Annotated in this window: 18 protein-coding genes; 7 read left to right on the plus strand and 11 right to left on the minus strand. The window is 39.4% G+C overall.

Annotated elements, in window-relative coordinates; genetic code table 11:
* Positions 1-98: 98 nt before the first annotated feature.
* Positions 99-2,498, plus strand: coding sequence for a TonB-dependent receptor (locus tag IWC72_RS01680; RefSeq protein WP_194528621.1), 2,400 nt, complete (start codon positions 99-101; stop codon positions 2,496-2,498).
* A gap of 50 nt (positions 2,499-2,548) precedes the next feature.
* Complete coding sequence (locus IWC72_RS01685) at positions 2,549-3,691, plus strand: PepSY-associated TM helix domain-containing protein (RefSeq protein WP_194528622.1); 1,143 nt, start codon at positions 2,549-2,551, stop codon at positions 3,689-3,691.
* A gap of 3 nt (positions 3,692-3,694) precedes the next feature.
* Here IWC72_RS01685 and IWC72_RS01690 read toward each other — a convergent pair whose 3' ends face one another.
* The 8 genes from IWC72_RS01690 to IWC72_RS01725 all read right to left on the minus strand — a co-directional run bounded on the left by IWC72_RS01690 (position 3,695) and on the right by IWC72_RS01725 (position 17,162).
* Positions 3,695-5,509, minus strand: coding sequence for a metallophosphoesterase family protein (locus IWC72_RS01690; RefSeq protein WP_194528623.1), 1,815 nt, complete (start codon positions 5,507-5,509; stop codon positions 3,695-3,697).
* 5 nt (positions 5,510-5,514) lie between these two features.
* Entirely contained in the window at positions 5,515-6,585 is a 1,071-nt protein-coding gene (locus tag IWC72_RS01695) for a phosphatidylinositol-specific phospholipase C1-like protein (protein WP_194528624.1), read from the minus strand.
* Between the two features lie 118 nt (positions 6,586-6,703).
* The gene (locus IWC72_RS01700) at positions 6,704-8,449 is read right to left on the minus strand and encodes a RagB/SusD family nutrient uptake outer membrane protein (protein ID WP_194528625.1); all 1,746 of its coding nucleotides are present in this window, start codon (positions 8,447-8,449) and stop codon (positions 6,704-6,706) included.
* 48 nt (positions 8,450-8,497) lie between these two features.
* On the minus strand, positions 8,498-11,575 hold the full coding sequence (locus IWC72_RS01705; RefSeq protein ID WP_194528626.1) for a SusC/RagA family TonB-linked outer membrane protein: 3,078 nt from the start codon (positions 11,573-11,575) through the stop codon (positions 8,498-8,500).
* A gap of 481 nt (positions 11,576-12,056) precedes the next feature.
* Complete coding sequence (locus tag IWC72_RS01710) at positions 12,057-13,457, minus strand: TolC family protein (RefSeq protein ID WP_194528627.1); 1,401 nt, start codon at positions 13,455-13,457, stop codon at positions 12,057-12,059.
* Entirely contained in the window at positions 13,454-14,812 is a 1,359-nt protein-coding gene (locus IWC72_RS01715; RefSeq protein WP_194528628.1) for an HlyD family secretion protein, read from the minus strand. The genes IWC72_RS01710 and IWC72_RS01715 overlap by 4 nt, the downstream gene beginning before the upstream one ends.
* A 6-nt stretch (positions 14,813-14,818) precedes the next feature.
* Entirely contained in the window at positions 14,819-16,483 is a 1,665-nt protein-coding gene (locus IWC72_RS01720) for a peptidase domain-containing ABC transporter (RefSeq protein WP_194524537.1), read from the minus strand.
* Complete coding sequence (locus tag IWC72_RS01725) at positions 16,476-17,162, minus strand: TetR/AcrR family transcriptional regulator (RefSeq protein WP_194528629.1); 687 nt, start codon at positions 17,160-17,162, stop codon at positions 16,476-16,478. The genes IWC72_RS01720 and IWC72_RS01725 overlap by 8 nt, the downstream gene beginning before the upstream one ends.
* Positions 17,163-17,732: 570 nt before the next feature.
* On the opposite strand from IWC72_RS01725, the gene tcmP reads away from it, so the two are divergent.
* The 4 genes from tcmP (at position 17,733) to IWC72_RS01745 (ending at position 20,968) form a co-directional block, all read left to right on the plus strand.
* Positions 17,733-18,848 (plus strand): three-Cys-motif partner protein TcmP, encoded by a 1,116-nt coding sequence (gene tcmP / locus IWC72_RS01730; protein WP_194528630.1) that lies wholly within the window; start codon positions 17,733-17,735, stop codon positions 18,846-18,848.
* Positions 18,848-19,573, plus strand: a complete 726-nt coding sequence (locus IWC72_RS01735; RefSeq protein ID WP_194528631.1) for a DUF5131 family protein — start codon at positions 18,848-18,850, stop codon at positions 19,571-19,573. Before tcmP ends, IWC72_RS01735 begins: the two co-directional genes overlap by 1 nt.
* Before the next feature lie 118 nt (positions 19,574-19,691).
* A complete protein-coding gene (locus tag IWC72_RS01740) occupies positions 19,692-20,258 on the plus strand; it encodes a heavy metal-binding domain-containing protein (RefSeq protein ID WP_194528632.1) in 567 nt (188 codons plus the stop codon).
* 140 nt (positions 20,259-20,398) lie between these two features.
* Positions 20,399-20,968 carry a hypothetical protein gene (locus IWC72_RS01745; RefSeq protein ID WP_194528633.1) on the plus strand — a complete coding sequence of 190 codons (570 nt, stop codon included), beginning with the start codon at positions 20,399-20,401 and terminating at the stop codon, positions 20,966-20,968.
* A 167-nt stretch (positions 20,969-21,135) separates the two neighbouring features.
* Here the strand turns inward: IWC72_RS01745 and IWC72_RS20350 are convergent, their stop codons facing one another.
* From IWC72_RS20350 to IWC72_RS01755, 3 genes are all read right to left on the minus strand, one after another.
* A complete protein-coding gene (locus IWC72_RS20350; protein ID WP_262893473.1) occupies positions 21,136-21,267 on the minus strand; it encodes a hypothetical protein in 132 nt (43 codons plus the stop codon).
* 195 nt (positions 21,268-21,462) lie between these two features.
* Positions 21,463-22,185 carry a ribonuclease activity regulator RraA gene (locus IWC72_RS01750; RefSeq protein ID WP_194524541.1) on the minus strand — a complete coding sequence of 241 codons (723 nt, stop codon included), beginning with the start codon at positions 22,183-22,185 and terminating at the stop codon, positions 21,463-21,465.
* 22 nt (positions 22,186-22,207) lie between these two features.
* Positions 22,208-23,176 carry a sugar phosphate isomerase/epimerase family protein gene (locus IWC72_RS01755; protein WP_194528634.1) on the minus strand — a complete coding sequence of 323 codons (969 nt, stop codon included), beginning with the start codon at positions 23,174-23,176 and terminating at the stop codon, positions 22,208-22,210.
* Between the two features lie 101 nt (positions 23,177-23,277).
* On the opposite strand from IWC72_RS01755, the gene IWC72_RS01760 reads away from it, so the two are divergent.
* Complete coding sequence (locus IWC72_RS01760; RefSeq protein WP_194524543.1) at positions 23,278-23,772, plus strand: shikimate kinase; 495 nt, start codon at positions 23,278-23,280, stop codon at positions 23,770-23,772.
* Positions 23,773-24,023: the final 251 nt, after the last annotated feature.

The raw sequence follows: 24,023 nt of genomic DNA on the forward strand, positions 1-24,023 counted from the left end.
TCACTATTTAGATTTAATATAAATAATTTGGCAAATTGAATGTTGGTAGATACATTTGTCGAAAATGGAACTATCTATATTAAGTCTAAATAAACTTCATGAAATATTTTATATCCTGCTTAACCCTACTGTTGCTGTCACAATTCAGTTTTTCACAAAGTGCCACAGTGCGTGGAACCGTAACCGACAATAACAATGCTCCCTTAATGGGCGTAAATGTGCTTATCAAAAACACCCTAAAAGGCACCCAAACCAATGATCAGGGTGCTTTTGAAATCAATAGCCTTTCCAATGGTGATTACATCCTTTCCCTTTCATATATGGGTTTTAAGACCCAAGAAATTAAATTCTCCGTTACGGACAATCAAAGTGTAGACCTCTCTACCATTGTGCTATACGAAGGAAATGAAATCTTGAGCGAAGTTATTGTAGAAGCGGAACGCCGCAACAAGTTCTCGCGAAAAGAAACGGCCTATGTCTCTAAAATGCCGCTAAAGAATATTGAGAATCCGCAGGTATACAACACCATCACCAATCAAATACTGATTTCCCAATCCGTAAACACCTTTTCAGATGCTTTGGCAAATGCTGCCGGTATCTCGCAATTATGGTCATCTACGGGCCGTAGTGGCGATGGTGCAGGATATTATTCTAGCCGTGGTTTTGCAGTGCAACCGCAATTGGTAAACGGTGTGGCCGGTATTACCAATGGTTTTATCAACCCGTCTAACGTAGAACGTGTTGAAGTGATCAAAGGGCCGTCCGGAACTTTATTCGGTAGTACGGTTACCTCATATGGCGGTCTCATAAATATCGTTACCAAAAAACCGTACAATAGTACCGGAGGGGAAATAACGGTTTCCGGAGGTTCCAATGATTTTGCCAAACTGAATGTAGACGTTAATATTTCCGATGGTGAAAAGCTATCCTTTCGTTTAAACGGTGGATTCCAAAAAGACAATAGTTTTCAGGATGCAGGGTTTAAAAAATCGGTTTTTATAGCGCCTTCACTTTCCTATAAGGTGAATAACAAGCTCTCGCTGAACTTTTCCTATGAAGCCTCGGGCAACGAACAGACCAATGAAACTTTCCTGTTCTTAAACCGATATGGTCCTTTGGCCTTTAATTCTATTGATGACCTCAATTACGATACCCATTTATCCTTCACCAATAATGATGTGACCATAGACAATATTACACAGAATTACAGGGGAGAAATCGCTTGGAAAATAACGGATAACTGGTCTTCCCAAACCCTAATTGCCGGCGGTCTAGCAAAATCACTGGGGTATTATACCTATTTATGGAATTTTGCCGATTACACGGACCCCGCCGCTCCTGTAGGAACGGAGAATTTTAGCTTGAACGTACAGGACACGGACTCCAGAACAAAGACCTTAAATCTACAACAGAACTTTAACGGCACCTTTCACCTAGGCGATCTAGAGAACAAATTGCTGGTAGGTTTTGATTATTTGGACTCTAAAATTATTGATAACAGCTCTAACTGGGGCTATCTGCATTCCATAAACCTGCAGGGCGACCTTATCTATGGTGAGCCGGAAATCAGTGCCGAAAATTTACGTACCGCTTTGTCCGGTTCTGGAAATGTGGATAGTGATGTGCGACAGAATATATTTGGGGCGTACATCTCCGATGTGATCCATATTATACCTTCCTTATCCGTTATGGCCAGTGTACGTTATGACCGATTTGATTACGAAGGCGACCAGCAGACCGATACGGACGATGACACCGAATATACGGAGTCTACTTTCTCTCCTAAATTCGGGATTGTTTTTCAACCTATTCTTAATGAACTGTCCATTTTTGCCAATTACCAAAACGGCTTTTCTTATGTAAATCCGCAATACATTACCGACTTTGCCACGGGCGATGTTAGCTTACAATCGTATGACGTGGAAGAAGCGAACCAGTTTGAAATTGGGGTAAAATCTAGTTTATTCCACAATAAACTAGAAGCCACGGCCAGCTATTACAACATAAACGTAGACAATAAATACTATTGGGCAACGCAAACACAAGACCTAGAAATCAACAGTCAGGGTATTGAACTTGAAGTAAACGCCAACCCAATTGAAGGTCTAAACATCCACACCGGTTTTAGTTACAACGATTCCGAAATAACAGATTCACCTTCCGCGCCAGGATTAGAAGGCAATAGATATGGCGAATCCGGACCGGAAATCACCTATAATTTTTGGACGGACTATAAGTTTCTTAAGAACTTTGGTGTAGGCGCCGGATTTAATGGTGCTTCGGAGTATGATACCATGACAGATTACAAATCGGTTACGGGTAGTTTTTACATCCCTTCGTATACCATTGTCAATGCATCGGTATATTATGAAACCGATCGTTACAGGTTTAGCATTAAAGGTAATAACTTAGCGGACACCTCTTATTATTCCGGTTGGAGTACGGTAACGCCACAACAAAGAAGAACCGTATTAGGTACGCTCAGTTTTAAATTTTAAAGTACGATTCATAAAGGCAACCCCAGCGGGTTGTCTTTAAAATTACAGGTATGACTTTTAAAAAATTCGCATTTCAATTACATAAAATCTTAGGTCTAACCACAGGTATTGTGGTCTTTATTGTGGCCATAACCGGTTGCTGTTGGTCCTTTAGAGAAGAAATTGAAAGTACGTATGATCAGTATAAAAAAGTGGAACCGCAGAACCAAGCGATTCTAACGCCCACCCAAGCCAAGGAAATTGCCCAAAATGTTCTCCCAGATCATCATGTTCACGGCACGCTCTTTAAAAAAGCAGATGATGCTGTAGAGGTTATTTTTTACGACCCGGAACCGGAGTTCTATAGCAGTGTATTCCTGAACCCGTACTCGGGAGAAGTGATACAGATTGACGACCATCTGACCGGATTTTTTGCCTTTATTTTAAAGGGACATATGCGACTGTGGTTGCCCAAAGAAATTGGTGAGCAAGTGGTAGGTGCCTCTATTCTGATTTTCATTTTTATTATCATTTCCGGATTTATTATCTGGATTCCTAAGAAGCGCAAAAACCTAAAACAGCGCCTAAAATTCGATTGGAAAAAGTCCACACGCTGGAAACGCAAAAACTTTGATTTGCATACTGTAGTAGGGTTTTATATTTGTTCCCTGGCCTTGATATTGGCCTTCACCGGTTCTATGATGTCCTACAATTGGCTGATGTACGGCGTATATAAATCCATAGGTGGAGATAAAGAAGCCGCTTTTATTATTCCTGAAAATACCAGTGAACCGGTAACGGACAGTACAGCAAAACCGATGGATAGGTTGATCGTTAAGTTGATGGAAGAATCTCCAGAAGCAACGGCCTACGAACTGCACTACCCTAGTTCTGAAAACGAAAGTATCTACGTTGAAGTCTCAAATAGTGAAAGCTTGTTCTACGATGCCGATTATCGGTTTTTTGACCAAAACACGCTAGAAGAAATAGAAACACCCAGCATTTACGGCAAATACAAAAATGGCAAAATAGCCGATAAGATTTTGAGGATGAACTATGACATTCATATTGGTGCTATTGGTGGTCTTCCAGGAAAAATTATTGCCTTTCTAGTAAGTCTTTTAACGGCGACACTTCCCGTAACCGGCGTACTTTTATGGTACGGTCGTACCTACAAAAAGAAAGAAAAAATGCCTATGCTTCAGCAGAGTTAACACCTAATCCCGTTGTAACTCCCCTGTTTTTAAATCGATACTAAAATTAACGGCAGGCTCCCCTTCCATCTGTTTTTTGAATATGACGGCGAATTGTTTTAGGGCAGTGTTTTCAGTTTGCTCAGACCACTTTTTCAATACAAACCGGTACCCTTTTAAGCGTTGGGAATCCATATCTCGTTTGGCGAGTTCATCTCCGTTTTTAAACTTGTAAAAGTCAACGATAAGGTCCATTCCTTGCCAAGATGAAAAATCTTCTATGGTCAATTCTTCTTTTTGAAGCTCGGCCTTAATTTTTTCTTCGGAATCCAAAGCGGTCAAAAGCTCCCAACCATTATGGTTGAGTAACTGCTGAACGAGTTCTTCCGGCCAATCGCTAGGTAAGAATCGTAAGCGTACCAATTCTTGTAAGTGCGTTTTGGTATAGTCTAAATACGATGCCGTGGAAAGGATATTTTTCTCCCATACCTCATCTTCAAAATGAGAGGCTAGAAAATCATGTTCCCTTTCATACGCACCAAAGAAAGTATCGTACCCTTTTACCTCATCCAGAACCACGGTTTCCACCTCCATTTGAGTCGGGTTCTTGATGGTTATAATTTTATACGCGGGCACGTAGGCCGCCAAAGACGGACTCTGAATATTCACCAACGTATTTCCTTTTTTAGTGGTGAACACCCCTGTATCGTTCAAATGCATATGACCGCCTACATGTACTTTCAGGCCAATATTGGCAAAGGTTTCCCCTACTAAATCTGACGGAATGCGGTGTGCTTGAAAAGCCTTTTCACCAAACAAGGCCGCAATGTCTTTGGAAGCACCATCGTTAAAATCCACCATGGGGTAATGACTATAGGCAATAAGGGTTTTTCCCAGTCGGTTTGCTTCTTTGACCACGTTTTCCGTCCAGCGGATAAGATGTTTTTTGTGCGTCAGAACTTCGTTGTAACCAATACCAGCACCGCTAAAATCTCCATCTTCTTTGGGCAGGTATACATTGGCGTCCAACGCCAATAACCAAAGTCCGTCTACTGGCTCCACCACATAACTCACATCTGGCAAAAGGACCTCGGACGTCTCTAAACGGTAATTTCTACGAGCTAAATCGGAAGCCGTTTTCGCTTTTTGAAAAGTATACTCTTCAACCGAATATTCAGAAAACGGAGTAGACCAATACCGATAGCTTTCTTTTGGAAAAAACCCATGATTATGTAACTCCTGAACCATATCTTCATACCCCCATTCTTTTAAATCGGCCACCACTTGGGTGGGGTTTTGATATTCCTCGTTCGCCCTATATTTTCCTACCTCACTCATGAGAGGCTGGGCTTTTCCATTGGCACCTAAAAAATCGGACTTTCCGCCTTCTTCACCAAAAGGAGTGGTTGGGTCGTGATTCCCGTTAATGAGAAAGAATTCTATATCATGTTCGGCAGCGTAGCGGTCCAATATTTTTCTTAGCCCTTTAATATGCAATGGCTGACCATCGTCACTAAAATCCCCAGGCAAGGCAATGGTTTTTATTCCTTTGGCTACCGCATCATCCAAAGCTGCAAAAAAGGCAAAATAGTTCTCGTTGAAAAGTCGCGTAGAATGCAGTTGCGCATTCATAGTTCTTAGTAACGAACTTCGGTTTTGCACACTATCGAAAATGCCTTTAAAGTCGCTTTCATCTAAATTTGGGTAGACATCTGCAAAATGGATATCCGCCATAAAAGCGACCTTAATTTCTTTCTGTGGATTTTCCTTTTGAGACGGCTCTGTTTTGCATCCGCATAAAGCGAAAACCAGCAGATATGGCATTACTTTTCTAAACATCCTTTTTATTCTCGGATTCTTTCGTAACTGTTGTTTTCAAAACTAACTTTAAAATCGGACTTAAAAAGCGTGCTGGGCAAGTAATAATCCGTAGTGATTATCTGAGCGCCGGAAGCTTTTGCTTTTTCAAATCTGCTATAATCATTTTCACGGGCTTCTTTGGTATCGGCATCAGCACGGGTGCGAACCATATACCCCAAACTCACCAATTTTTTAATTTGTTCAAAATTTTCCACTGGATTATTGAGAATCCTAAAAGCCGCAGTTGGGTTTCCTTCTTCTTGATTAACGAATAAGGCGGCACCTTCTAAATTTGGAAAGCTCTTTAAGTAGGTTTCCATTTTTTCTCCACCTTCATCCAAAACAAATAAAAACCGATTCTGTACTTTGTTCAATACTGGCCAACCTTGTTCCAAAACCGCTTCTTCCAAGGTTCCAAAATCGCCCCGTACCAAATCAGGTGTTACTATCCTTTCCTTAGAAAAAACGGCTAAGATTTCCGCATTCAGATTTTTTAGAGCTTCCGCATCAAACGGCAATGGTTTTCTCGTATCCGGTATTTCACTGTCTTTTGTATTAATAGTGATGATAATTGGGTTATGCCCTTCGTTGGCATCGGACCATGATTTTAGTTCCTCTAAAGCCTCCTTAAACACCAATTGATGGCTTCTAAAATCTATTTCTTGTATATGGAATACCTTTAATCCAGGTATTTTCAATTTCTCTTCAACATCAAACGGTTTCGGTTCCGTACCCGCAGCTTTTACGATTTCCAATCCTTTTGGGTTGGAATAATGACCTCCCATTGGGTCATGAAAAACGTCTAGTTCCAAGCTACGGAGTCCCAAATCTAATTGTCCGGATAAAGGAATATGGTCATACTCCAATCCGCTTAAAGCAGGGTTCTTTTGGAACAAATACTCAAACAACGGTTTTTCAATCGCCACCTTATAGCTGTTGTGGCTACCAATGACCTGAATATCCGTCATCTTAAGGTTCTCTTTTTGTTCCGGCAATGTTGTATTGACGAAAAATGCCGTCAATACCAATGAGATTAGAAGGTAAATAGTTTTCATATAGATTGGATTAAGATGTGTTCTCTTTAAATTATTTTTTAGACCTTGAATTTAGTGTGAAAAAAAGCGGCAAGAAAGTTTATTTCTTGCCGCATCTTCTTTTTTCTTATAAAAGGAATTAATAGCCTGGATTCTGCACCAAAAAGCCCTGCTCACTTGAAGCGCCATCCATTGCTTTTTGAGGAATAGGGAACAACCTTTTGTTTACATCGGTATCGGTCTTACCCGTCCAACTACCTTCGTATTTACCGAAACGTATTTGGTAGTTTCTTCTGAAACCTTCCCAATACAATTCAAAACCGGTTTCACGGAACAAGATATCCAAATCAATGGCATCCAACGGCTGTGGTATCTGCTCTGGGCGCGCAGTTCTTGACGTTCTTAAAGTATTGATATCCGCCAATGCACCTGCATTATCGCCATTTCTCAATTTTGCTTCGGCACGCATCAAATAAATCTCACCCAAACGAATCAAAACCAAATCTACGCTACTGTTCGTACAACAGTTTGGTGCGGTGTGACTGAACTGATATTTTGAGAAACGGTAACCTGTGTTGTGTAAACTACCTTCATCAGAAAAATCAACCTCTAGATTATGATCTACATAACGGATGTCCGCACCACTACTTCTTTTATTGATAACCGGGTAAATCCTAACCGAACCATCATCACAAGTCAAAATATTACCTCCTTCATCTTTTCTAGGTCCCCAAATAATACCGCGAATTAAACCTCTATCTACTTCAAAATCTTGAGCATCTACACAGTAAAAGTGTTCCGAATCATTATTCGGGTTCACTCCTGTTAAATCTTGAAGTTCTTCTGAAATGATGGTATTTGTTTGAGAAAAACGTGCATCTGCATCTGCAGGATCTACAGCTCCATACGCATCTACCCACGTCTGGTAAAAATCAGAAGTAGCCGCTACCGCATCCGTTCCACGCGTACTTGGGAACTCAGGTCTTGGAATCTGGTCCCCGGACATTGACCAATACGCCCAACGGCTATGCTCCGTTTGTAAAACCCCTCTTTGATCCAGTGCAAAAATAAGCTCAGGATTGGTGTTGTTATCGTCATTGAACAATTCAAAATATTCCGGAGATAATGCGTACGGTCCGGAAATAATATCGCTCGTGTACTCAATCACCTTATCCATATCTTCGGTTCTAAAATCTGGCGTTCCGTAAGGGTCGCGATAAACGGCAGCATTCAAATACAAACGTGCCAATAAAGCGCTTACTGCATCTTTATTCAACCTACCTGGACCTTTTTCTGTACTGATGACATCTACAACAGATAGAAATTCGCTTTCTATATAATCTATTGCCTCTTGTCCTCTTAGGATTTCAGAGATTTCATCTGAACTGGTCTTCTTAAAAACAACGCCCCAGTTATCAAGTGTTAGCATATTTAAGTACGCCTTCATGGCTATCATTTCGTACAATGCCGCTTGTGCTTCGGCATCACCTGCTTCGGCTTCCGGTCGTAATCTTTCTTCAGCCAATACAGCTCTTGAAATAGTTAAGGTAATATTTGTCCAAGCATCACCTACCAAACCGTTCCCGGGCGTCATAAGGTGTTGGTGAACCGCAATAAATTTACCGCCGTCAAACCAATCCGTTCCACCACGGTAGGGAAGAATACCTTCATCCGAAGCTACTTCTTGCAGTCCAAAATTAACGGTGTGCAACCATACATTTCTAAGCATACCATATACCGGAGCTATAGATCCACTAACCACTTCCGCTTGGCCGGTTCCCGTTAACGACTCATCAAGAATCTCTTCTTCCAAATCCGTACAGCCAAGAAATGCGAGCACTATTATAGCTACCGGCCATATTCTATAAACTATTCTATTTTTCATTTTATTTTGTTTTTCTAAGTGATATAAAAGCTATCGTTTGTTTTCCTTTTAGAACGTTACGTTAAGACCTACCATAAACGTTCTTGCTTTTGGATACGTAAAACGGTCAATACCAAAAGTCTGAATTCCGCCTTCTGTAGATCCTGTGTTTACTTCTGGATCAAACCCTGAATAATCTGTAAGTACAAAAAGGTTTTGACCAGTTACCGAGAAACGAATGTTCTGAAACGCTTCTCCAAAGCCAATTTTATCCGGACTAAGATTGTATGATAACGTTGCATTGTTCAACCGTAAGAAAGAACCATCTTCTAAATACCGTGTAGAAACGGTATTGGAATTGTTAGCAGATTCACTTGGGAATTCCGTTGCAAAATCTGTTGAGTTATTGGATCTGGACAATTGTGCTTTGCTGAAAAGCGTCATAGTGGTGTGGTTGTAAATTTCATTACCAGAAACTCCGTTAAAGTTCAAACCAAGATCAAATGCCTTATATTTAAAGTTCAGGTAAAACGCATAAATCAAATCTGGAATAGCACTACCCACTACGCTACGGTCATCATCCAATACTTCTCCGTCTCCGTTAATGTCCTTGAACTTATTTAAACCATCTTCTCCAATACCATCAAAAGTTAGCATGTAGAACGCACCAATAGACTCGTTGTTGATGTACCCGTTAATAGTTGCATCTGTCTGACCGGAACCTTGTGCCGCCCCTGTGGTTAAAACTGAATACGGCGAATCTTTTACCTCATTTTGGATGTAGGTAATGTTTCCTCCAATATTATATGAGAAATCGTTTGAAGCATCACTACTGTAATCCAAGCCCAATTCAAAACCTGAGTTGTGAATTTCCATATTCTCAATATTGCTCCAGTAAGTAGACGTAGGTTCAACAGGATCTGCAGGAACCACTTCCAACAGAATATTAGTAGACTTTTTATTGAAGTAATCCAAAGTACCGCTCAAACGATAATCAAAAAGAGCAAAATCAATACCTAAATCAATCTGTGTAGAAACTTCCCATTGCAAATCTGGATTCGCCAAACGGGTAAAAACAATACCGTAAGGATAACCATCTATGGAATTAGAATCCGTATCAATAGGGTAAGTGTTTAAACTCTGGCTACCTGTAATCAATCTATCTTCGGCAAAACTTGCCTTTGTAATTTTAGAAGGAATCTCTTGGTTTCCTGTTTTACCCCAACTAGCACGCAACTTTAGGTTATTAAAAACCGAGTTGGCCATAAAATCTTCATTGCTAATGTTCCATCCCAACGCAAAAGAAGGAAAATAGCCGTATTTGTTATTCTCACCAAATTTTGACGAACCATCCGCTCTAAACGTAGCCGTAGCTAAATACCTATCGTCATAGGTATAGTTTAACCTTCCAAAGAAAGACTGTAGTTCATTCTTAACGGCAGAAGCACTTACCGAGGTAGGATATTCATCCGTACTGGTCTGGTCTTGGTATTTAGGTTCTATATTGTTATTGGCAAAACCACGGTATTGAAATTGTCTGGATTCGTCTTGAAATTTTTGGTATGAATGCCCCGCCAAAAGAATCACATTATGTTTGCTGTGACTCCAGTTATAGGTAAGTGTATTTTCTACCAACTGGTTCGTATTGGTCCTGATATCTGTTTCTAACGAACCGTCCGAAACATTAGATTCATTTACAACCGATGGAAACGGCTTATACTGCTTATCTCTATTAGTGGCCGAATAATCCACCCCAAGGTTCATCTTATACACTAGGCCGTCTACGATAGTTACGGAAGGGGAAATGCTCGCCAAGATACGGTTGTTCATAGCCGTGTCACTATATAGATCATTTCTTAAAACCGGATTCAGTGCGTTAGTGTTCAACAAAGTTGGTTCACCGTTCGTGTATGGGGCAATAGTTGGGTTTAGACTCAACATATCACTTATGGTAGAGTTAATGTCCGGTCTTAAGTTTTCTGTATGGGAAGCCGTAATATTATAGTCAATGCTCAACTTACCACCAAACGCTTTCTGGTTCATGTTCAGTTTTCCAGAGTACCTTTTAAGCTCACTATTTTTTAAAATACCTTCTTGGTCTAGATATCCTACAGATGCGAAATATGAAAATTTTTCACTCGTTGCTCCGCTCATGGAGAAATTCACGTTTTGGGTTAGACCCGTTTGTGTCAGTTCATCTTGCCAATCTGTGTTTGCACCAAAATCTTCTAGAGTTCCCCCTGCTGCTGCTACTTCTCTACGAAAATCATCAGCACCAAAAACATCTATCGTGTTTGCCATAGAAGACATAGCCGTAGATACTGAAAAGTTCATTTCCGTTTTTCCGGATTTTCCTCTTTTGGTTGTAATTACCACCACCCCGTTAGAAGCTCTAGAACCGTATACCGCAGTGGCACTGGCATCCTTTAGTACATCTATACTCTCAATATCATTAGGGTTCAAAAAGTTTAACGGGTTGGTATCAAAACCTGTAGAAGAATTATCTAACAAGAAACCATCTACCACATACAACGGCTGCGTTCCTGAACGCAGACTACCAATACCTCTAATAATTACGTTTTGGGCAGCACCTGGCTCACCACTGGTAGTGGCTATATTAACACCGGCCATTTTACCTTGTAAAAGTTCTCCTGGGTTGGCAACTACACCTTGATTAAAATCTTCACTTTTTACAGACGCAATGGCCCCGGTAATATCAGATCTTTTTTGTGTACCGTAACCTACTACAACCACATCTTCCAATTGTGTAGCGTCTGGATCTAATTGAACAGTCAAATTGGTTTGCCCGTTTACAGAAACTTCTTTTGTTGAATACCCCAAATAAGAAACTACAAGAACGGCGTTCTCTGGTGCACTGATTTTATAATTACCATCAAAATCTGTGGTGGTGCCGTTGGTGGTTCCTTTTTCTAGTACAGTGGCACCCGGTAAGGGCGCTCCAGTTTCATCGGTAATAGTACCGGAAATTGTTTGTTGTACAGGCTTTAGGTCATTGTTTGTTCCAACGACTGTAACATCATTGCTTTTTGTAACTAAAGCATGAGACGGACTAGCACTAAAACCTGCCCAGGTTACGAACCATACCGAAGCACAGACGATTTTTGAAAATCGGATTTTTGAATACATAAAATAAAAGTGTTGGGTTATAGAATTTCTCGGCATTTAAGAACCTATATGTATAGGCCTTTTGCACGGCGCAAAACTATTTCATTTGATGACCGCCATTGTTAAGACAGCTTTAGCAATACATTAACGAGCCCCTAACATTTTAGGCCAATGTTAGTAGATCGTTACCTTTTTTGTAAGGCTACCGAAAGCAAACAAATACTGTAGTCTTTGCTAAAAATGTTGTGATGAAAAACCCTACTCAGCGTTTTACAGCGGTAGTAAAGAAGTAGTGGGAATAAGGCCAACACCAATTTATTAGCGTTGTCAACTCTTGTAATTTATAATTTTTCAAACTAAAAAGTAAACCTCGGGACAAGCCCTCGAGGTGTTAAAAAGAATACACCTTGATTTCGAGGCAAGCCTCGGGGCATTTAATCTCGATTATCGAGTAAAAACCGACCTGAACTTATACAGAATATTAGCAACTACAACCGTAGCGTTATAGCTCAGGGTTCACCCCAATAGAATTGAACAGCTTTGCTTTTGCGGAGAAGAATTTATTCTGCACGGCGTTCCTTTTGAGCTCGGCATCTATAAGTTTGCTCTCGCGGGAATTCACCAAGAACAAGGAGCTTTCTCCAAAACCAAACTTACGCTCTTCTGCCGCCACCATGGTATTGTAATTGAACACCACTTCATCTATTAAAACATTCTGCTTTTCAAAAGATTCCAGTTCGCGGTACAGGCCTATAATTTTATTTTTGATTCGTATTTCGGCATTGTCCAATTCATACTCGGCATTCTGTAATTTTAGTTTTGCCAGTTTTAGATCGCCGCGTTCTTTTCGCAGAAAAAGGGGAATGCTAAACGCTACTCCACCTTTGTAGGCTTCAGTGGTGAAACTGGAAATGTACTCCGGTTTTTCGGTCAAGAAATTATACTGTACTTCTATTTTAGGCAACAGCTTATTGGCTTTCAATCGTTTTTCTACGGTAAGCTCATCAATCTTATACCCCAAAGATTTTAGTTTCGGGTGATTTTCCATAGAAAAACTATCCAAGGGTTTTCCCATGATTTCCAGAGTGGTATCTATTTCACCGGCCAGGTTCAGCTCCGGAATAACATTTTCCTGTAATTCTACGGGCATATTATCACCCATCCACAGAAAATTGGAAAGTTCCAACGCACTTTTCATAAAACGGACGTTAGCCTGCTCCAGATTCAGGTCGCGGTCTTGCATGGCAATTTTAGCTTCTACCGTATCAATAGCAGCCACTTCTCCTGCTTGTGCACTCTTTTTCACACCTTCAAAACGCACCTTGGCATTCACCAAAAAATCTGAATACACCTGTGCATCTTGGTAGGCATGCAACCAATTAAAATAGGCCAAGGAAGCTTCAAAAAGCACCTCGTTTACTTGTAAATCCCGTTCTACGGCAGAACGTTGTTTAAAAATTTTGGCTTGCTTTAAAGTGGCCATACGCTCATTGATCCACAGCCCCTGCCCTACCGAAACGGATACGCCCGCACTATACAATCCGTCTGTGGGTACAGTTTGATCCGGGTTTAAATATTCGCCTTCGTTTTGTTCAAAATTTCCTTTTAGCTCCACCCCGTACCAAGTAGGAATTTTAAAAGTGGCGTTCAGACGGTCATAATATTCCGTGCCCTTAAATTCCTTCCGGTCATAATCTACTTCTATTTTGGGGTCAAAACCACCACGGGAGCCCATAAGTTCGGCCTGCCCCATACCAATGTTCAATTCTGCCTGTTTGGCTATAGGGTGGTACTTTTTTACATACCCCAGATACTCGTTAAAACTTAAAACTACGTCTCCGTTCTGCTGGGCATGTCCTCCAAAACAGAAGATGACAAAGAGAGAAAACCACACTTTCTTCATTTCTTATCCGTTTTTGAGGCCGTTGTTTTTGGCTGATAATAGTTAGGTGGGAATCCGTTTATCTGGCGCCACAGCTCATACCAAATGGGCACATCTTCCAAAAGTGCAAGGGTATTGGCACCGGAACCTACGCGAATATCCTTTGGCCATGGCTCCGCTTCCGGGTCATTGTCCGGGGCGATCAACACACGGTATTTTCCGTTGACATCAATAAAGGTTTCTACGGCTACAATTTTGCCAGCAAACGTTCCGTACGAAGCATTGGGCCAACCACTGAAAACGATAGCGGGCCAACCATCAAACTGTATGCGGACTTTCTCGCCTACGTGTACCAAAGGCAAATCCATTGGGGCTACATAGGTTTCCACCGCCATATCATACTCAGAAGGCATAATGCCCACTAAACGGTCTCCTTCTTTAAAATTCTCTCCAATACCCCCTTGTATGGCCTTATTGATGTATCCGCTTTGGGGTGCTTTTATATAGTACATTCCGGTACGGATCTCATAATTGGCAAACTGATTCTCTAATTTGCTTACCTGTGCTTCGGAATCAAACTGATTGGACTGCGCCGTGTACATATCGCTTTGCGCCTTAGAGATTTTATCGGTGTATGCCACGCGCACGCGGTTAATTTCCATCTCGGCATTGAGCACATCATTTTTAGCGGCCAGCAATTTATTTTCCTGGGAAATGAGCTTCGCTTGGGTTTCCTGAAGTTTTAGTCTTTTTCCCTCCACATCGGTCATGGATTTTAAGCCTTCGGTCTGTAATTGCTCAATACGGTTGTACTGCCTTTCGGCAATGCTCAGATTTGTTTTTGCCGCCTCAAGGTCTATACTATCGCTCTTTACCTTTAGTTTAGATTGTAAAAATTTATTCTTTGCTTGCTCCAATTTTAGGTTACGCTCGTTGCCCAATGCGGAAATTTGGTTGTTCAACGCGCCTACTTTGCCTTGATAGGATTCAACAGACCTGTTTTTAGCCTGTATTTGCTGACCCGTTCTTTCCATTAACTGCGGGTCAAAATACTCGTTCTTTACTTCGGAAATATGTAGAATGGTATCGCCTTTTTTTACATAATCGCCCTCTTGCACATACCACTTTTCAATACGTCCGGGAATGGGCGATTGTATGGTCTGCGGTCTGTGCTGCGGACTCAAGGTAGTTAAGTTACCTTTTCCACGTACACTCTGCGTCCACGGTAAAAAAAGCAGGATAAAACCAAAAAGCGCAGAGCCCAACAAAAACCGGTTAAAGTGCTTGTAGTGCCTTTGGTGAAACACCTTTTCGGTAGATTTATAACCTGTAAGATGCACTGTTTTATTTAAGGGATTGTTAGATATATTCAGCATAGCTTCTTAGGTTATGGAAACAAGTTGCCCCTGGTTTAACGTAATTATTTTCTGGCATACTTTTACCCACCTTAGGTCGTGGCTTACCACTACCAGTGCCCACGGGTTTGACTTATTGGTCAAAAACTTCATGATACGCTCTCCTTCTGCCTCATCAAACTGGTCCAAGGGATCGTCCAACAAGAGTAATTTTGGCATGTGTACAATACTGCGCGCCAAAACTATTTTGCGTGCTATGGTATACGGTATATGTTGCCCTTCTGGATAAATCATAGAGTTGAGCCCATTAGGCTGCTCTTTTATGAACTGTAGCAAACCAATATTTTCCAGTACCCAATGCAGGTCTACGTGCGGAATTCTTTTATCGCCAAAAGTGATATTCTCCAAAATAGTACCTTCAAACGGACTCTCTTCTGAAATACACTGCCCTATGAACGACCTGTAATGGCTAGGACTAATGCCCTTTAGCGAAAAATCATTGGCATAAATAGTACCCTCTGTAGGCCCTATTATGCCTGCAATTAGACGAAGTAAAGTAGATTTACCGGAACCGTTCTCCCCAACGATCAGCTGCCGGCTTCCAGGTTTTATCTTAAAAGAAATATCGTGTAAAATGTTTTTCTTGCCCGCTGTACTAAAAGAAACTTTATCTAGTTCTACCGCTAATTCGTCATCATCTTTCAACGGTGTTTCACCTCCTTGGCTTTCCAATTCGCGATCTACTACCTGACCTATTTTTTCAAGCGAGGTCAACACATCATAAAAGGTTTCAAAACCACGGATCAATTTTTCCACGGAAGTAATCACCAAAAGAATAATAATCTCTGCGGCAACAAACTGCCCAATGTTCATTTCTTGGTTGAGTACCAACAGCCCTCCAATAATTAAAAGTCCGGCGGTAACCAATACTTTAAAACCAATTAATTGCACAAATTGCATTAGCAACACCCTAAAATGGCTTTCGCGTGCCTTTAGGTAATCCGTTACTAGAATATCATTTTTATCTACGGCAAGGCTGGTGGCGCCGGAGAGTTTAAAACTTACCAGCGAACGTGCCACTTCTTGGATCCAATGTGCCACTTTGTACTTGCTTTTAGATTCGTCCAAACTGGTATCCAGTCCCTTTTGTACCGTAAAACGGAAAACCAAATACGCCAATAACAACAAAAGGATGCCGTAAATGATAAAAAACGGATGGTAAAAAGACAGCAGCAACAGCCCAAAAACAATCTGTAAAAGTGCCGCAGGCACATCTAGCAAGAGTTTGGAAAGTCCCTTTTGTAAGGTAATGGTATCAAAAAAACGATTGGCCAGTTCCGGCGGATAATAATTGCGCAGCTCGCTCATCTTTATTTTTGGAAAACGGTACGTAAACTCAAAAGAGGCCCGCGTAAAGATTTTCTGTTGCATATTCTCTACAATACGGATCTGCATGATCTGTAGAATTCCCGCAAAAGCAACTCCGCCCGTCACCAAAATAACCAAAAGAATCCATGAAGAAGAAATCTCCGCCCCCTGTATTAAGTTAATGATAGATTGTATACCCAGCGGAAGCGATAGGTTTACCAAACCTGCAAAAATGGCGTAATAAAAAGTCTGTAAAACATCTCTTCTATCTAGTTTTAGCAGCCCCATTAAACGTTGCCAAGCAGTAAGTACGTTTTTAGCCATGTGGTTTTTTGTTTAAAGAATTAAATACCAGTTCTGTAAAGTAGTTGGTTGTGGCGTCTTTTTGGTGGCAGTCCGTTAAGGAGGCAAAATGGTCCTTTAGAAAATGTTGGTGCAAAGAGCCTTCCAACACCGTACTGGCCAAACTGCTGGGGTAACTATAGGTTTCATCTACAGCGGTGACCATAGCGCTCAAACGGCCTACCAGCCTTTTATAGATTACAAAATAGCCCTCCTTGTTCTCCGTATCTACCTCTTTAGTGAGGTACGATTTAGAATACTCGTTTATAACGATCTTGCTTAAAAGCACCTCGTTTATGTGGGTGAAATTAGAATCTTCTTTTACAGGGCTGGTTACGAGCGTCAGCGCTTTTTTGAGCTTTTCCTGCGGGTCTTGTATGTTATGGGTGGCGAACACCAACCTGTACTCTACCCAACCCCAGTACCAAGACGTTAAATACAATAGTAATTTGTGCTTGTTCTCAAAATAACGATAGATAGAACTTTCATTGCTTTTTATTTTAAGCCCTAGTTTTTTAAAGGTGAAGTTCTCAAAACCAATTTCATTGATCAACAAGATGCCCTCTTCTACAATGCGTTTGCCCAGAGTGGTAGACTCCGGGTCCTTTAGATATAACTTCTCGTTTATTCCTATTTTAATTGATTGCATTAGACGATCCATATGCGCTTAAATAATAGTTACAGCTGCCAATATAATAGTATTACTATCATTACTTAATAGTTTAACTTTTATTTTTGATATTATTACTATTATCTATTTTTAAAGCACTATTATTTGACAGGATAATAAAAATGGGGTTGTTTTTTTATGGATTTGCCACCAGCGCCCTACATCGATAAATTCTTACGCTTTAACGAAAAGACTCACAGAAAGAAGCAATTGTAAAAGGGACACTTGCTTTTTAAATCGCAATTTTGCGATATTTAGAAGCTGTAGGAAAAGGATGTTGGGGTTTGAGTGAAAAATAAAAATGACGCTATTGATTACAACACTAGTTTTTGTTTAAATTTTGACCACTTTTTTTATAGTGGATTACGCTTTTACGTAAGGCTGTAAAATTCAAAACGAGGATATTTGTAGCACACCATCTAACCATCCCTGTTTTCATAAAATCAGGAATGGGCAAATAGGACCAATAACACCAATGAACACTAAAAAAGTGACTTATCTAACCCTAAACATGATGGTTATACGGCATATGCCTTAATTACGTCCAAGCTGAAGAAACCAATGAGCGATAAGAAATCACAGACAAGTTTATTAAACCATTCAGAAGCGAAGGTCAAGCTATTTGGAGACTACATTCAGAAATATTTGAATATCATTTGCAATGATGGATACACCAAAGCAATCCATATAGTTGACTTATTCTGTGGACCTGGAGTTTATGAAAATGGCGGAGAAGGAAGTCCAGTAATTGCATTGAAAAAAGTAAAACAAACATTTTATCAATTTATAGACAAAAGAGAAGTTAAATCACCTCAAATTCATTGTCATTTTAACGATATTGACAAAGAGAGAATCAATACGCTTGATAAACATATAAAGGAGAAGAAATTACATTATCCCAACTTTGGAACTTTAAATTTAACCACTAAAGATTACCTTGAAATCGTAGAAGAACTTCCGAATAAATTTAAAAAATTTAAGGACACCAAAGCCTTTGTATTTATTGACCCATTTGGCTATAAAGAGATAAAAGCTGAACATATCCTGAATTTACTGGACTGTAATAATAATTCAGAAGTTCTGTTGTGGCTACCTATTCAATTTATGTATCGATTTTCAAAATCTGGAACACCAGAAGTATTAGAGAATTTTAACACACAACTTGTAATTGACAAGGAACAATTAAATAATGAATGGGAATATATTCGTTCCCTAAAAGATGGTTTTCAAAAGTTTATAGGTAATGACTATTTCGTTGACAACTTCACCTTAAAAAAAGAAGAAAATACTGTTTTCTGTCTGTTTTTCTTTAGTTCACATATTCGAGGTTACGAAAAAATGTTAGAGACTAAATGGGAAATTGATAATGAACAAGGTCGTGGCTGGAAATATGACAGTGGTCAATCAACACTTTTTTCAGTTTTAGAAACAAATAGACTTGAAGAATTATTGCTAGATTACTTAAAACAGTCAAGAACTAATGGAGAAATTTATGAATTTACTTTGAGAGAAGGATTTCTACCAAAACATTCCACTCAAATATTAAAAAAACTTCAATCTGATAATAGACTAGAGATAACTAAAGAAGACAATTCAAAAATTAGAAAAGGTGCTTTTTACGTAAATTACAAAGAATATAAAGAGCACTTTAATAACCTAACTATAAAACTTAAATAATGGCACAATCAAGTATCGAATGGACAGAAATGACTTGGAATCCAACAACTGGTTGCACCAAAGTATCTCAGGGCTGTAAATTTTGCTATGCAGAAATAATGTCTAAAAGACTGCAAGCAATGGGTGTTGAAAAGTACAAAGATAATTTTGAGGTTAGGACTCACGAAGACGCATTGAAGACGCCATATACTTGGAAGAAATCAAAAGTTGTTTTCGTAAATTCAATGAGTGATTTATTTCATGAAAAGATTCCCCTAGAATTTATACAAAAGGTTTTTAAGGTAATGAATGAAAACCCGCAACACGTTTTTCAAGTATTAACTAAAAGAGCTGAAAGACTAAAAGAACTTCATCAAAAATTAAAATGGACTCATAATATTTGGATGGGTGTTTCAGTTGAGGAACAAGAAGTAGAAAATCGAATTGACTTTTTGAGAGAAACAAACGCAAGGGTTAAATTTCTATCATTAGAGCCTCTAATCGGACCACTTCCAAATATGAATCTTGACAATATTGATTGGGTTATTGTTGGTGGAGAAAGTGGACACAACCCTAGACCAATGGATGCAGATTGGGTGCTTAATATACAAGAGCAATGTGAAAAGGCGGACGTTGCCTTCTTTTTCAAACAATGGGGTGGAAAAAACAAAAAGAAAAATGGCAGAATATTGAACGGAAGAACATATGACGAAATGCCTGAAATTGAATTACAGCATAGTGTTTAATGAAAAAAAAACCAGCAGGTAACAAGTAAAAATGATTCACTAGCCGATGTCAAAAATCACCAATTGCCCAAACTGTAAAGCGGAATTAAATAATGGTCTTTTTTCAAACACTAAATTATTGAATGATATACAAATAAGAATTATAAACGAATATAATGACACAAAAGCTGGTGGATATTGTACAAAGTGTGGGAATGGACTTTACGACCAGCATGTGAAAACAATGACAGCAGAAAGAAATAAATTGACCAAGTATCTTAAAGACAATATTGCGGCAGTTCCTGTTATTTCAACTCATTCACCACTTAATTGGGATTATAAAATTTTAGGAATGGTTACAGGTCAATCTACAACTGGCACCGGTGTTGTTTCTGAATTTACCTCATCCTTCACTGATTTTTTTGGTGCTCAATCTGGTAGGTACAATCAAAAGTTGAAAGCTGGTGAAAATATGTGTTTTAGCCAATTAAGACTACAAGCATTAGACTTAGGTGGTAATGCTGTAATCGCAACCGATATAGATTATTCAGAAATTGGAGGAAGCAAAGGAATGCTAATGGTATGCATGGCAGGCACTGCTATTCAACTTAATAATGTGAACATTCTCGAGAAGGAAACTTCCGAAATAATCGAAAAACTTTCTTCTGTAAATGAAAGGTACCGTAGATTGATGAAGTACGGATGAAAATAATTATTGAAATAAAAAAACAGTGTTTTCCTGTATACCAAAACAGTATTTTATTAAAGCAATGTCCCCAATCAAATTAGTTTAATTAATTGTCATTAAACAAAATCAAAATACCATTCCACTAAACATTAAAACTTATGAAATACCCATTACTTATCTGCTTATTGTTCTCCATGCTTTACGTGAATGCTCAAAAATCAGGTTACTATGAAGCAAAAGAATTCAGTAAAGATGTTTCATTATTTAAAGCTAAAACTTTCTTGACGCATCAAGTTTTAGAGACCTCAGGGAACTCTGCTCAATTTGAAGCTATTCCTTTAGCAGCTGCAAGTTCTGGAGAACTGACCACCTTACTTTACAAATGTGACTCTCAAAATAAAGAAGGCTTAATATTGGGGTTTTATGGTAATTATTGGGACACCACATCTGGAGCTAGTTACCAAGGATATGCTTTTAAAAATCTTCCTAAAGAAAAGGCTTACGAGTTTTTAGATAAAATAGAGCTAGAAATTAAAAGAAATGAAGGATTCCTAAAAAATAATAATGATAATAACAACATCGTTTTTGAGTATGACGATTTAAAAGTAATGATTTGGACAACCGGGGCAAGCTACCTGATAAGAGTATATTGGAACAGTTTTGATTCTACTTGGGAAAAAGTATCTTTTCAAAGGTCTAAAAGAAGGTTTGAAAAAATAATTAAGTAACCTTCTAGAAAAACCATTCGGCAAAAAACAGGGAAATAAACTCTAATTTAGAGCAGTATAGAATAAATACCAGGCAATCATTGCACAATAATTAAATTTACCACCCCTAAAAAGAAAACGGCACTTATTTTCCTATTTTCTATTTATGTTGATTGGTTCGCCTCTAGCTAAAGTGGTATTTCCCGATTTAAAACACGGGTTACAAAGAAAATGGTCAATGAGATGACCAAACAAACAATACCCGCTAAAACATCTACATTATCTACCTGACGTATAAGTCTACTATACAGTGCTTTCATACCACATTAATTTGCTACAAAGTTCTTTCTAATGGCCTGTGAACCCATGAAAAAATCGATAAACGGAGTGCATCTTAGGTTGAGCGCTATTCCTAGCTTCATTGGTCTAAAAACACCCCCTCACACCGATTTTATTGTTGCGTAGCCCGCAAAGTAGATATGGAACACTTTAAAAATTATATGTCACCACATAAGCTATTCTTTACGTTTTAGAAACTCCCATTGTTTGAAACGGGCAGCGTATGCTTCATCCGTTAATGGATAAAGGCCCACTATGGAGGTTCCCTTTTGTACTTCGCCCATAACATATTCTTCAAAGCGCGTCATTTTAAGGCATTCGTCCGCCACTTCATCGGCAAGATGAATGGGTATGACCATAATTCCATCATCATCTCCCACAATAAAATCCCCCGGAAAAACAGCCACATCTCCACAGCCAATGGGTTCATTAATGGCTATAGCTTGGTGCAAAGTTAGATTGGTAGGTGCGGTAGGCCTGTTGTGGTAGGATGCAAAATTGAGGTCTGCAATTTCAGCCGAATCACGGAAACCACCATCGGTTACAATACCCTCTACCCCACGGACCATTAAACGCGTAGCCAATATAGAGCCCGCAGACGCTGCACGGGCATCTTTTCTGCTGTCAATAACCATAACATACCCTTTTGGACATTCCTCTACCGCAACACGCTGCAAATGCTTTGGATCTTGAAAAACTGTAATTGGGTTTAAATCTTCCCTAGCAGGAATATAACGCAACGTATAGGCTTTACCTACCATAGTTGGCTTGCCGGTCTTTAGCGGCTTAACATCCTGTATGAATTGGTTCTTTAGGCCTTTTTTAAACAAACAGGTGGCTATGGTTGCCGTACTGACCTTTCTTAATTTTTCCGTTGTATTTTTTTCTTGTGTTGTCATATTCTGGTTTTGTTAGTTGATTTTATTCCGCTTTGTTCCAAGCCTCTTTTAAGAAGTTTAAATCTTTTTTCATTTTAGCATAGACTTCCTCTTTATCTATGGTAATTTCAGTAGCGCCATGCTCGGCACCACCAAGATCATATTCCAAATGGAGGGAGACAGGTACATTTATTTTATATTTTTTGAGTAATGAAAAGTACCGGTCAAAATCTACCATGCCCTCCCCTAACGGTGTGTTAATAGGTTGCCACTTGCCTTCTTTCATTCCCCATTTAAAATCTTTAATGACAATAGACCTTATATAGGGAGCAATGAGACGTAAATCTAACTCCCAACTCATACCCCCTTCTACCACGGCATGACGAATATCATACTGAGCCCCTAGATTTTTACTTTCTTTTGATGGCAGGATCGGAGGTAAATCCCAAATAGGTGCCCCTACATGGTTGCCCGCATGATTTTGATAACACCCTATTAAATTTAGTTCTTTATTGGCAGTTTCTAAGTTCTTAAAAAGTGCTTTATAGATTTCCTGACTCTCCTGAATAGTTTGGCCCTCCGGATATGTAAGCCATCCGGTTCTGTAATGTGTCAACCCTAAATTACTAGCTGTTTCCAACACCTGCCGCTCTGCACCTATTTTTGCATCCAGCACATTGGTGGTCATCATTTTAGTTTGTAAACCATATTTTTTCATGGCTTCTACCGCTTTGGGTAAATCGCGTTTTACATTTTCTGGTAATACATGCCCTTTTGGCCTTACGGTTAAATCCAGGCCATCAAAACCAATTTTGGCAGCAGCCTTTGCCATTTCATCATAGTCCAAAAACTGTAGGTGTTTTGAAAAAAGATGCACCTGAAGCCCCTCATTAGTTGAACCGCCCTCAGCGTTAAACGGATTTACTAGGGGCATCAAAGGAACAGCTAAAGCCACTGAACTAGATTTCTTAATAAAGTTTCTTCTGCTAACACAAGCTGTATTACGGGCCATAATGGGTTGGTTTTAAAAATGGATTTAACACTTAACATTTTGATAATACCCAAATATAACTATATTTGGTAAACCAATTTGGTAAACCAATTTTTTAACACATGGGAAGAAAAGAGAATTTTATAATCGTTTTAGTGGGTGTTTGCGGTACAGGTAAGAGTGTTGTTGGCGAGAAAGTAGCCCGGAAATTAGAAATTCCGTTTTTTGATGCGGACGTGCTATTCAGTGAACAATTGGCCACAGACAAAGCAAATACGGCATCAAACGAATGGTTGCCTGCAATTACCGGTTTAATTGCAAAAGAGTATGCTAAAGCAGGCTGTGTAGTTTCTTGTTCTATTTTAAAGAAAGAACAACGTCTGTTGCTAGCTAAAAATCTGGAACCTACTATTGACTGGGTTTTTATGCGTGGCTCGTATGACGAGGTCAATCAACGTCTAGAAAAAAGTTCGGCACAACATCAAACGGAAACCTCCCTTGAGTCTGACTTTGAATCACTTGAAATTCCTAAAAGAGCACTTACCGTAGATATTTCCTTTACCGAAACAGAAATTGTAGACACCCTATTAAAGTATTTAGCAAGAAAATACGGTTGAAGCCTATTTTACTATACCAAAATGTTAAATTCTAGATATAACCACTCTATAATTTGCTCAATAGAAAAATATCTCTATTTTTGGTAAACCAAATTGGTTAACCAATTTTAATTGTTCATAAAGTAAACTACCTCGGGGCAAGCCTCGGAGCATTAAATCTCGATTATCGAGTAAATAAAAAGCCTTTACAATAGCAGAGCCATTAACGTGTATATGGTCGCTGGAAAAGCCATCTAAAAGTATACAGGTGA

The sequence above is a fragment of the Zobellia roscoffensis genome (assembly GCF_015330165.1).
Classification (GTDB): domain Bacteria; phylum Bacteroidota; class Bacteroidia; order Flavobacteriales; family Flavobacteriaceae; genus Zobellia; species Zobellia roscoffensis.

What these genes read in the sequence shown, in the direction of transcription:
- IWC72_RS01725 (WP_194528629.1), bottom strand. Translation starts at nt 17,162, where the DNA reads ATGGATCGTCTAATGCAATCAATTAAAATAGGAATAAACGAGAAGTTA.
- IWC72_RS01715 (WP_194528628.1), bottom strand. Translation starts at nt 14,812, where the DNA reads ATGCTGAATATATCTAACAATCCCTTAAATAAAACAGTGCATCTTACA.
- IWC72_RS01710 (WP_194528627.1), bottom strand. Translation starts at nt 13,457, where the DNA reads ATGAAGAAAGTGTGGTTTTCTCTCTTTGTCATCTTCTGTTTTGGAGGA.
- IWC72_RS20350 (WP_262893473.1), bottom strand. Translation starts at nt 21,267, where the DNA reads ATGAAAGCACTGTATAGTAGACTTATACGTCAGGTAGATAATGTAGAT.
- IWC72_RS01680 (WP_194528621.1), top strand. Translation starts at nt 99, where the DNA reads ATGAAATATTTTATATCCTGCTTAACCCTACTGTTGCTGTCACAATTC.
- IWC72_RS01735 (WP_194528631.1), top strand. Translation starts at nt 18,848, where the DNA reads ATGGCACAATCAAGTATCGAATGGACAGAAATGACTTGGAATCCAACA.
- IWC72_RS01750 (WP_194524541.1), bottom strand. Translation starts at nt 22,185, where the DNA reads ATGACAACACAAGAAAAAAATACAACGGAAAAATTAAGAAAGGTCAGT.
- IWC72_RS01745 (WP_194528633.1), top strand. Translation starts at nt 20,399, where the DNA reads ATGAAATACCCATTACTTATCTGCTTATTGTTCTCCATGCTTTACGTG.
- IWC72_RS01720 (WP_194524537.1), bottom strand. Translation starts at nt 16,483, where the DNA reads ATGGCTAAAAACGTACTTACTGCTTGGCAACGTTTAATGGGGCTGCTA.
- IWC72_RS01685 (WP_194528622.1), top strand. Translation starts at nt 2,549, where the DNA reads ATGACTTTTAAAAAATTCGCATTTCAATTACATAAAATCTTAGGTCTA.
- tcmP (WP_194528630.1), top strand. Translation starts at nt 17,733, where the DNA reads ATGAGCGATAAGAAATCACAGACAAGTTTATTAAACCATTCAGAAGCG.
- IWC72_RS01755 (WP_194528634.1), bottom strand. Translation starts at nt 23,176, where the DNA reads ATGGCCCGTAATACAGCTTGTGTTAGCAGAAGAAACTTTATTAAGAAA.
- IWC72_RS01690 (WP_194528623.1), bottom strand. Translation starts at nt 5,509, where the DNA reads ATGTTTAGAAAAGTAATGCCATATCTGCTGGTTTTCGCTTTATGCGGA.
- IWC72_RS01760 (WP_194524543.1), top strand. Translation starts at nt 23,278, where the DNA reads ATGGGAAGAAAAGAGAATTTTATAATCGTTTTAGTGGGTGTTTGCGGT.
- IWC72_RS01705 (WP_194528626.1), bottom strand. Translation starts at nt 11,575, where the DNA reads ATGTATTCAAAAATCCGATTTTCAAAAATCGTCTGTGCTTCGGTATGG.
- IWC72_RS01700 (WP_194528625.1), bottom strand. Translation starts at nt 8,449, where the DNA reads ATGAAAAATAGAATAGTTTATAGAATATGGCCGGTAGCTATAATAGTG.
- IWC72_RS01695 (WP_194528624.1), bottom strand. Translation starts at nt 6,585, where the DNA reads ATGAAAACTATTTACCTTCTAATCTCATTGGTATTGACGGCATTTTTC.